Below are 10,021 nucleotides of genomic sequence, written 5' to 3'. Positions count from 1 at the left end.
CAGCCCGTGGGAGGCCAGGGCGCCGCTGACCGGTGGACGGCACCGAGCCGTCATCCGAAACTAAAGAAGGGGGAGGCCTCGCGGCCTCCCCCTTTTTGCGTTGTATACACATTGTGCTTTGGGACCTACCTCCCCCGTATGCGCTCTTACTCTTTGGCTGTATTTTGAGTCCTTCTAGTGTATTTGAGCGATAATTACTCGCATTGGCGTTAGGGAGGGCTTGATGTTTACCGTATTTGTCTTGGGCAATATTGCTTCGGGTAAGTCGACGGCCTGCCGCTATTTCGAATCTCGTGGCGCTATGCTTATCGATCTGGATGAGCTTGCAAAATCTCTGTATGTGCCGGGCTCTGATATCGTCAATACTCTCGCGGATGAATTCGGTTGGGACATTTTGGATGAGGAAGGCGGCATTCGCCGCAGCATCCTCGCTTCTCGAGCTTTCGCTTCTCCTGATTCGGTCGCACGGCTCAATGGCATCGTGCATCCCGTTCTGATTGAACAGCTTTCGCTTAGGATTCTCGATCCGGTTTGTTGTACGGTTTCATCTCCCCGTTATCCCTTTGCGGTGGTCGAGGTTTCTGCTCCGACTGGTTTTGAGGATGCATTTGGCTTGGCTGATGAAATTCTGGTCATCAGCGCCCCTTTGTCAGTTCGTCGCGAGCGCGCTATTCAACGTGGCATGGAGCCATCCGATTTCGATGCTCGTTCTGCTTGCCAGCCCGATGAGTCTGCGCTGTGCAATCTCGCTACAACGGTGATTGATAATGCCGCAGGCGATAATTCGCTCTTTGAGCAGCTTGACTCATGGCTTGCATGCCACGGGTTTATAGATACTCCGGATAAGGAGGAGGCCGATGCCTAAGGCACGTTTCTTTACGTGGTATCGCGTGGCGCCACTTGCCGTTGTGTTCGTCTTCGGCCTTATTTCGCTCGTCTACTCGTGTGCCCCTGCCGCTTTCTTTAAGCCGCTGTATCCGATTGACTACGAGGCGTATGTAAAGCAATCCAGTATTTCGCATAATCTGGATCCGTATCTGGTGTGCGCTGTCATTAAGTCGGAATCGAATTGGGATCCCGAGGCCGAGTCGAATCAGGGTGCTCAGGGATTGATGCAGCTGATGCCCGAGACTGCCCAGGATATGATTGCCAAGGGCCTTGTCGACGGAGGGGAGTATTCGGCCGACAATCTTAACGATCCGGCTACGAATATCGAGTTTGGCTGCGCATACCTCTCGTATCTTCTCGCCTATTTCAACGGGTCGACGGATAGTGCCATTGCTGCCTATAACGCCGGCATGGGCAATGTCGACGGATGGGCGCAACAAAGCACGTCGTTGCATAATGCGATCACCTTCCCCGAGACGCAGGCGTATCTGATTCGCGTCAATAACGCCTGGGTTCGCTACAAGACCCTCTATCCCGATCAGTTCGTATAGGACTATACCTGCCGCCTGCGTATACTGCAGATATATGAGTTAGGAGTATCCATGGCGGAATTTGAAGTTGAGCGTGTTGGAGGAGAGCTCAAACGTTTTGGCGTTGAGGGCTCTGAGGTGCCATTTAAGGTTGTATCTCCTTATGAGCCTGCAGGTTCTCAGCCTAAGGCCATTGAGTCGCTTGTGCAGGGTGTGAGGGACGGAGATCGCTATCAGGTTTTGCTGGGCGTGACTGGTTCGGGCAAGACCTTCACGATGGCTAAGACTATTGAGGCCCTGGGGAAGCCGACGCTGGTCATGGCTCCCAATAAAACGCTCGCCGCTCAGCTTGCGAGCGAGCTCAAAGAGTTCTTTCCCAACAATGCTGTGGTCTACTTTGTCTCGTACTACGACTACTATCAGCCCGAGGCGTATGTGCCGCAAAGCGATACATATATCGAGAAAGACTCCTCGATTAACGAAGAGGTCGAGATGCTGCGCCATCAGGCGACCGCGTCACTGCTCTCTCGACGCGATGTGATCGTTGTCGCATCGGTCTCGTGTATCTATGGCATTGGCTCTCCTGAGGACTATGCGGGTCTGGCTCCAAACGTCGACAAGAAGGTGCCGCTCGAGCGCGATGACTTTATCCATGCACTTATCGACATTCAATATGATCGCAATGACTATGACCTGGCACGCGGCACGTTCCGCGTGCGCGGCGATGTTGTCGACGTGTATCCGCCTTATGCCGAGCATCCGTTGCGGTTTGAGTTCTTTGGCGACGAGGTCGAGCTGATTGCCGAGAACGATGAGGTCACCGGAGAGATGCTTCGTGAGTACGAGGCCATCCCCGTATGGCCGGCATCGCACTACGTGACCGAGAAGCCGAAGGTCAAGGCGGCTCTGAAATCGATCAGCGAAGAGTGCGAGAAGCGCGTGGCGGAGCTCAAGGCGACCGACAAGTTGCTCGAGGCGCAGCGTCTGCAGCAGCGCACCGATTATGATCTTGAGATGCTCGAGACGATGGGCTTTTGCAACGGCATCGAGAACTACTCGCGTCATCTGGACGGGCGCAAGCCGGGTGAGCCGCCGTTTACCCTGATCGATTACTTTCCCAAGGACATGCTCTGCATCATCGACGAGAGCCATGTGACGGTGCCGCAGATCCGCGGCATGCACGAAGGCGACCGTTCGCGTAAGGTGACGCTGGTGGAGCACGGTTTTCGTCTTCCTTCGGCGCTCGATAACCGCCCGCTTCGTTTCGATGAGTTTGAGGCGAGGATCCCCCAGTTCATCTACGTTTCGGCCACGCCGGGCGACTATGAGCTGCGCGTCAGCCAGAACGACGTCGAGCAGATTATTCGTCCGACCGGTCTGCTCGACCCCAAGATCGATGTGCGTCCGGTTCGCGGCCAGATTGACGATCTTGAGGATGAGATTCGCGAGCGCGTGGCCCGTAAGGAGCGCGTACTGGTGACGACGCTGACCAAACGCATGGCAGAGGACCTGACCGACCATCTGCTCGATGCCGGCATTAAGGTTAATTACATGCACTCCGATACGGCGACGATGAATCGTGTCGAGATCCTGCGTACGCTGCGCGAGGGAAAGATTGATGTTCTCGTTGGCATCAACCTGCTCCGCGAGGGTCTGGACCTTCCCGAGGTCTCGCTGGTAGCGATTCTCGATGCGGATAAGGAAGGCTTTTTGCGCAACCGCCGTTCGTTGATTCAGACGATTGGCCGCGCGGCCCGTAATGCCGACGGCGAAGTCATTATGTACGCTGACGTCGTGACCGATTCGATGAAAGAAGCCATCGAGGAGACGCAGCGCCGTCGCGAGATTCAGATGGCATATAACGAAGAGCATGGCATTGTGCCCAAGACGGTCCGCAAAGCCATTAACGACATCTCGAGCTTTATTGCCGAGGCCGAAAAGACCGTGGGCTCCAAGGGGCGCTCGAAAGGCGATTCGTTGGGTCACGGCGCGTTCTATACGCCCGATGAAAATGGTGAGGGTGCCGTGCCGGAGACGGCGGCGCCCGAACAGACGCTTGCCGAGCAGCTGGAAGGACTACCGCATGATGAACTCGTGCGGATCGTCGAGACCATGGAGGAGGACATGCGTAACGCTTCCGCCGCCATGGACTTTGAGGAGGCGGCACGTCTGCGCGATGCGGTCGTCCAGATTCGGGCGATGCTCGAGGGTGCATCTGAGGACGAAACGATCGAGCGCCTGCGTTCGCAGGCTCGTAAAGGTTCCACCTTTGCATCGGGCAGAAAACGTCAGGGCGCACGATTCAAGAAGTAACGAACAGGCCCCGAGCTCCTTGTGGAGCTCGGGGCCCGTGTCTTTCGAACGCTGGGGTGCACGTTAGAGGTCTGCGATCAGGGCTTCGGCACAACGGATGCCATCGGTGGCGGCGCTCATGATGCCGCCGGCATATCCAGCTCCCTCGCCGCAAGGGTAGAGGCCCTGGGTCGACGTGGCGTGACACGCTCGATCGCGGGTGACGGTGACAGGCGAGCTCGAACGTGTCTCCACGCCGGTGAGGACGGCGTCGGGGCGGTCGTAGCCACGCAGCTTTTTGCCGAGCAAGGGGATTCCCAAACGAAGCGATTCGACGACATGCCGCGGGAGAGCTTCGTCGATTGCCGTCCAGGTCACGCCAAGTGGATAGGTGGGCTTCACCTTTCCAGGTGCCGTGCTGGCACGTCCCGCAAGGAAATCTCCGACGAGCTGTGCCGGTGCGTTCCAGTTGGAGCCGCCCAGGCGGTAGGCAGTCTGCTCGCAGGCGCGCTGGAGTTCAATGCCTGCAAGCGGGTCATCGCTGGGAAGGTCGTCAGGCGTGATGTTGACGAGCAGGGCGGCATTGGCGTTGCGCCCGTCGCGGGCATTGAGGCTGGCTCCGTTGACGCACAGATAGCCCTGCTCGGAGGAGGCGGCAACAACCTGCCCGCCGGGGCACATACAAAACGAGAACACGCTGCGATCGTTGGGGAGATGGGCGACAAGTTTGTAGGGGGCCGCCCCGAGCGCCGGATGCCCCGCCGAAGGGCCATATTGCGCACGGTCGATGTCGTGCTGCGGATGCTCGATTCGTACGCCCATGGCAAAGGTCTTTTGCGCGAGGGCTACGTTATGTCTTTGGAGAAGCTCGAATACGTCGCGAGCGGAATGGCCACAGGCGAGAATGAGGTGCTTTGTGACGATCGTCTCGCTCGCGGTGTCTTGAGGCGATTGAACATCGATGCCGGTGATGGCGCCGGACGCATCGGTGCGAATGTCGACGAGCTTTGTGCGATAACGAACGGTTCCGCCGAGCTGTTCGATGCGCTGGGAAATGTTGGTGACGACGGTGGGAAGGATGTCGGAGCCGATGTGCGGCTTGGCGTCCCATAGGATATCGCGGGGCGCGCCCGCTTCGACGAAGGTCTCGAGAATCAGGCGATGGGCAGGATTCTTGGTTCCCGTGTTGAGCTTGCCGTCCGAGAACGTTCCCGCGCCGCCCAGGCCAAACTGGATATTGCTCTCGGGGTCGAGGATGCGCTCCTTAAGAAAGAGATCGATCGTCTGCGAGCGTCGAAGCGCCGGGTCGCCACGCTCGATAAGCAGAGGCTTAAGGCCCGCTTCGGCGAGGGTGAGGGCGGCAAAGAGGCCGGCGCAACCGGCGCCGACAACGACGGGACGCTCCTTGGGTGCGTTGGGGACAGGGGAGGGGAATGAGGGCGTCGCGCCATCGACCATGCGGATGCGCGAGCGGTCGCGCTCGGCAACGCTATCGACTGCTTCCTGCTCAAGGCGGGGGCTTGTCAGCTCAACTCGAAAACTCAAAATAAAATGGACGTCCCGCTTTTTACGGGCGTCGATAGACTTGCGATGGATCTCGATGGCTTTAATCTGGGAATCCTTGCATCGCAGGGCTCGCTTGGCGGCACGTCTGCCAATAGCAAGGCAAGCAGTTTCGTCGCCGGCCTCGTCGAGGGACGCGTGGACTTGGGTGATTTCGATCATCAAGGTCTCCTTAGATGCAAGAAAGAGGCCGCCCGGTGTCCCAGACGGCCCGAATGCGTTTTGATTATAGACTGCGCGGCTATAGACTGCTTACAGCGCGAATGCCCGAGATCCAGGCCCAAGCAAGGTTAAAGCCGCCACAATCGGCATCGATATCGAGCGCCTCGCCACAGATGTAAAGTGGAGCGCCTGTCGCGTTGCTCACGCAGAGGCTGGGAGTTGAGACGCTCTCGATGGGCACGCCGCCGCGCGTGACCTGGGCCGAACGCTCCTCCGCCGTTCCCTCGACGAGCAGTTTAAAGTGCTTGAGGATCGAGACCAGATGAATGACATCGTGCGACCCAGGATGGCACTGTTCGAATGCGGTGCAGACGACGTGAGAGAGCTGCGGGGCAAGCATGCCGTCGAGCCAGCGGGGATCGTGGGGCGAAAAGCCGCCGAGCAGCTCAACTCGCTGGTTGAGCATATCGAGCAACTCGCCTTTGGAGAGGTCGGGGAAAACGTCGAGCAGAATCGTGTCGCCGTGCTGGACACGGCGGGAGAGGTTGAAGGCGGCAACGCCCGAGATGCCAAAGGTTCGGAAGAGCACTTCGCCGTCTTCGTGCCAGAGCTCCTCATGATTGCGGGTGAGCGTCAGACGGGCGCGGACGCGCAGGCCATCCAAGGTCTTGAGGGCCGTCTGGTCGCCAACGACCGATGCTGATGCGGGGCAGAGGACGGGGCGCTGCGCCGTGAGGGGAAGATTGAGCAGCTGTGCGATGTCGGCAGGGTTGCCACCCGTGGCGATAATCACAGCCTTTGTTTGCAGCGTCTCGTTCTTGCGAGGTGCGTCGGCAAGCACCTTCCGAAGCGAGCGGACCTCTGTTTTTCGGTCGTCGTGCTTTTTTGCCTTGAGCGTCCGCGCGGGACGGTCTATTTGAAGCGCCCAGCCCTCGGGAGCTTTGGATGCTGAGACAACGTTTGCCCCGCAGATCAAGGCGATACCCAAGCGATCGCAAGCGTTGAGAAGCGCATCGCGCACCGATTCGGCGCGAAGGGAGCGCGGATACAGGCGGCCTTCCTCGGAGGTCGTCATGATACCCAGCGAGGAGAAGAAGTTCCCTAGCTCTTCTTCGGGCTGAGATCCCATGACGGATTCGACGAATGCGGGGTGGTTGTACCGCTGGAAATCGATTGATTCATTGGAAAGGTTGCAGCGGCCGTTTCCGGTCGCAAGTATCTTAAGACCGCAGGCAACATCGCACTCAACGATGCAGACGCTTTTGCCGGCGCGTGCGGCCGTAATGGCGGCGGCGAGACCTGAGGCCCCGCCGCCGATTACCAAGACGTCATAGAAGGCGTTTGCGTTCACTTAGGCCTCGTCGGTCTCGTGCGGGGCAATGGCCTCGACGGCAGAGACGGCTTGGGGCAGCATGCCGTCGGGCAGCGCGGTCTCGACCTCGCCCTTATCGCAGGCCTCGGCGAGTGCCGGATTGATGGGAAGCTGGCCCAGGATCTCGAGGTTGTAGCGCTCGGCGACCTCGGGGAGTTTGCTCTTGCCAAAGACCTCGATCTTCTTACCGCAATCGGGGCACTCGATATAGCTCATGTTCTCGACGATGCCCAGAATGGGGACGTTCATCTTTTCGGCCATGTTGACCGCCTTGGCGACGATCATCGAGACCAGATCCTGCGGGCTCGTGACGATGACGATGCCATCGACGGGCAGCGACTGGAAGACGGTGAGGGCGACGTCGCCCGTTCCCGGAGGCATGTCGACCAACAGGTAGTCGATGGGACCCCAAGAGGTCTCACTCCAGAACTGCCTGATGGCACCCGCGATAACCGGACCGCGCCAGAGGACAGGGTCGGTTTCGTTTTGGAGCAGCAGGTTGGAGCTCATAACCTTGACGCCGTGCTCGGAGATTTCGGGCAGCATAAGGTTGCCGAGGGCATGGACATGGCGTCCGCTCATGCCGAACATCTTGGGGATAGAGGGGCCGGTAATGTCGGCATCGAGGACGCCGACCTTGTGACCGTGACGGGCGAGCTCGGTGGCGATGGCGCCGGTGACGAATGACTTGCCGACGCCGCCCTTGCCGGAAAGCACGGCGATAACGCGCTTGACCTCGGACAACGTGTTTTCTTCAAATTCCTGCGGCGCGGTTTGTCCTCCGGCGGCCTGTGCGTGCTCGCAACCCATGTATGACTCCTTTGTATATGTTGGGGCCGAAGCCCCGCGGTGTGACACGAGCGTCATTGTACCCTCGTTTGCGAGTGGGAGTCATTCATGATGCGTTTGGCCGCGAGCGTGCGTTGCGATGTTATGTCGCCCAAACGCGCGGGCGGGCTTACTGAACCTTGCTGGCGAACTCAAGGTATTGAATGCACTGCAGCTTGTCGATCGTCGAGACATAGGGACTGTCTTCCGATTCCAAGTCATAGCGCAGCCCGTCGGCTCCGAGATAGCCGGCGACATTGATGGTGGGCACATCGGACCTTGTTGCAAGTAGGGCCTTTTGGTAATCGGTGAGCGGGGCGCCGATCTTATTAAGGGTTATGGCTGCAATCTCGTTCGCACCGACGGTGTCGTAGACGTTGAGCTCGGTATTGCCGGCGATTTCATAGTTCGCCCAGACAAAATAGGTCGACTGATAAATACGGAAAGCGTGGCTTGCCGTGTCTTCCTGTGGGTACAGCTCGTCGTTGAGAGCCGTTGCAGCGCTCGGCTGATGGTCGCCAAAGAAGACGAGAACGACCGGTCGACCGATATTGCGCAGCTCGTTGATAAAGTACTCAAGGTCTCGGTCGGATGCGTTGATGCAGGTGAGGTAGGTGTTGAGCGCGCTATTGGTGCCCTCGCTTGCCCCCTCGACCCAATAATTCGTCAGCTCTTCGGCGGGGACGGTGCCGTAGTCGTAGCCGCCATGGTTTTGCATCGTGACATCGAAGATAAACTGCGGGGCGTCGTCGGTCCTCAGTAGGTCGAGTATCTTGTCGTAGGTGGCGTAGTCGCATACGCCGGCATGGTAATAGGGTGCACCTTCGAAATCGGCGATAGATAGGAAATCTCCAAAGCCCAGCTGTTGATAGATTTTATCTCGATGGTAGTTGACGGGGTTTTGCGGGTGCATGGCAGTGGCGGTGTATCCAAGTTCTTTAAGGTCCTTTGCCAAGCTGTTGACATCATTCATCTGATACAGCTGATAGGGAATCTTGCCCACTCCGACAAAGGCAGTCGTCGCCCCGGTCAAAAACTCAAATTCGGAGTTCGCCGTTCCGCCGCCTGCGACCGAGGCGAGCATAGTGCCGCGCACGAGCGTGTCGGGAAGCGAGCTATAAAACGCAGGGCCGGTATATCCGGCCGCCTGGAGCTGCTCAAAGCACGAAAGGTCGCTAAAGCTTTCGTTCATGACGGCGACGATCGTTGGCTTGATTTCATTGAATTGAGCAACGGCGGCGGCACGCTGTTCGCTCGAGCCATACGTGCTGTCATAGACGGCGGCAAGCTCCCGCTCGATGTCCTGAGCCTCATCGGACGTATAGCCCTCGGGCTTTTCGATGGGCAGCTCGTTGACCATTTCGGTGAACGAGGTGAGAAAGCCCTGAGACACATACGTCGTAATAGGCTGCCAGCGGTCAAATCCAAAGTCGAGCGCCTGTTCCAAGTCGATGCTGGAAAAGCCAGAGAGACCCACGGCGGTCACCAGCAGGAAGGCGCAGAGATTGCCGGCAATGACGGGGGATACGCGAGAGGGCGTACGGAGTTTTCGCGGCCGGATGAGCGAAAGAAGCCCAAAGGAGATTTCGAGCAGCGCAAGTGACGTGACGATACCGGCAGTAAAGGTGAACTCGTATCCTTCGCTTACCTCCGCTGCGGTGCCCAGGGCCAAAATATCGCTCGGCAGGATGGCTTCGCCTTTAAATGTCACGACGAACTGCTCGGCAATGCCAAGGATACAGCAGACGATGGGCACAAGGGCCATGACCCCTCCGTGCCGTTGTCCTAGCAAATAAAGAGAGAGCAGGATCGTCGCGAGCAGTCCGACGGAAAAACCAAATGAATTGGCGGGAATGCGATAGAACGTGTCGTTGCAGGCGATTTCGAGCGAAACGAACGAGAGCACCGAAACCGCGGCGATGACGAGAACGTCGCGACAGGTGCAGGCAATCGTTCCCGTTGCGAAATCGGATTGGTCGATGAATCTCGAAATCAAGGGCTCGACAAGAAGCACGACGGCAGCGGCACCGAGTGCCGAATAGGAAAGAATCCATAGGGAGCTGTCTTCGTTTACAAGCAATTGATTCGTAATCCAGGCAGCTACCACACCGAGCGGAATGAGGAGCGTCGCGCACCAAAAGGCGCGGGCAATGGGCGGCTTTTCATTTCGCTTGATTGAAAAATATACGCGCACGACGACGGCGGCTACGATAAGGACGGCGATGAATATGGGCAGATTGGCCATGTCGCTCGAAGTGATTTCAAGGGGGATATCTTCGGTCATGGACGTTCCTCTGGTACAGCAAATTAAGTTCAGTATTAGATTACTGTAACCTTTCCACGGCATTTCGAGAAACAAAGCGCCCGATACGCAAAGCTAAAGGTC

7 protein-coding genes are annotated in these 10,021 nt (G+C 58.0%); 3 read left to right on the top strand and 4 right to left on the bottom strand.

What is annotated here, in order from left to right; genetic code table 11:
• Positions 1–223: 223 nt before the first annotated feature.
• Genes coaE through uvrB form a run of 3 tightly spaced genes read left to right on the top strand, consistent with a single transcriptional unit; the run spans position 224 to position 3,731 of the window.
• Positions 224–865 carry a dephospho-CoA kinase gene (gene coaE / locus I2D41_RS01055; protein WP_055286973.1) on the top strand — a complete coding sequence of 214 codons (642 nt, stop codon included), beginning with the start codon at positions 224–226 and terminating at the stop codon, positions 863–865.
• Positions 858–1,439, top strand: a complete 582-nt coding sequence (locus I2D41_RS01050; protein ID WP_195363248.1) for a lytic transglycosylase domain-containing protein — start codon at positions 858–860, stop codon at positions 1,437–1,439. Before coaE ends, I2D41_RS01050 begins: the two co-directional genes overlap by 8 nt.
• Before the next feature lie 51 nt (positions 1,440–1,490).
• Positions 1,491–3,731, top strand: coding sequence for an excinuclease ABC subunit UvrB (gene uvrB / locus I2D41_RS01045; RefSeq protein WP_195363247.1), 2,241 nt, complete (start codon positions 1,491–1,493; stop codon positions 3,729–3,731).
• A 63-nt stretch (positions 3,732–3,794) separates the two neighbouring features.
• Here the strand turns inward: uvrB and I2D41_RS01040 are convergent, their stop codons facing one another.
• The 4 genes from I2D41_RS01040 to I2D41_RS01025 form a co-directional block, all read right to left on the bottom strand.
• The gene (locus I2D41_RS01040; RefSeq protein WP_195363246.1) at positions 3,795–5,435 is read right to left on the bottom strand and encodes an NAD(P)/FAD-dependent oxidoreductase; all 1,641 of its coding nucleotides are present in this window, start codon (positions 5,433–5,435) and stop codon (positions 3,795–3,797) included.
• A 79-nt stretch (positions 5,436–5,514) separates the two neighbouring features.
• A complete protein-coding gene (locus tag I2D41_RS01035) occupies positions 5,515–6,786 on the bottom strand; it encodes an NAD(P)/FAD-dependent oxidoreductase (protein WP_195363245.1) in 1,272 nt (423 codons plus the stop codon).
• Positions 6,787–7,617, bottom strand: coding sequence for an Mrp/NBP35 family ATP-binding protein (locus I2D41_RS01030; RefSeq protein ID WP_195232166.1), 831 nt, complete (start codon positions 7,615–7,617; stop codon positions 6,787–6,789).
• Positions 7,618–7,765: 148 nt separating this feature from the next.
• The gene (locus I2D41_RS01025) at positions 7,766–9,919 is read right to left on the bottom strand and encodes an LTA synthase family protein (protein ID WP_195363244.1); all 2,154 of its coding nucleotides are present in this window, start codon (positions 9,917–9,919) and stop codon (positions 7,766–7,768) included.
• Positions 9,920–10,021: the final 102 nt, after the last annotated feature.

Origin of the sequence: Collinsella aerofaciens (assembly GCF_015552075.1) — a bacterium.
GTDB classification, from domain to species: domain Bacteria; phylum Actinomycetota; class Coriobacteriia; order Coriobacteriales; family Coriobacteriaceae; genus Collinsella; species Collinsella aerofaciens_Y.
This window is presented reverse-complemented; position numbering and strand designations above follow the sequence as displayed.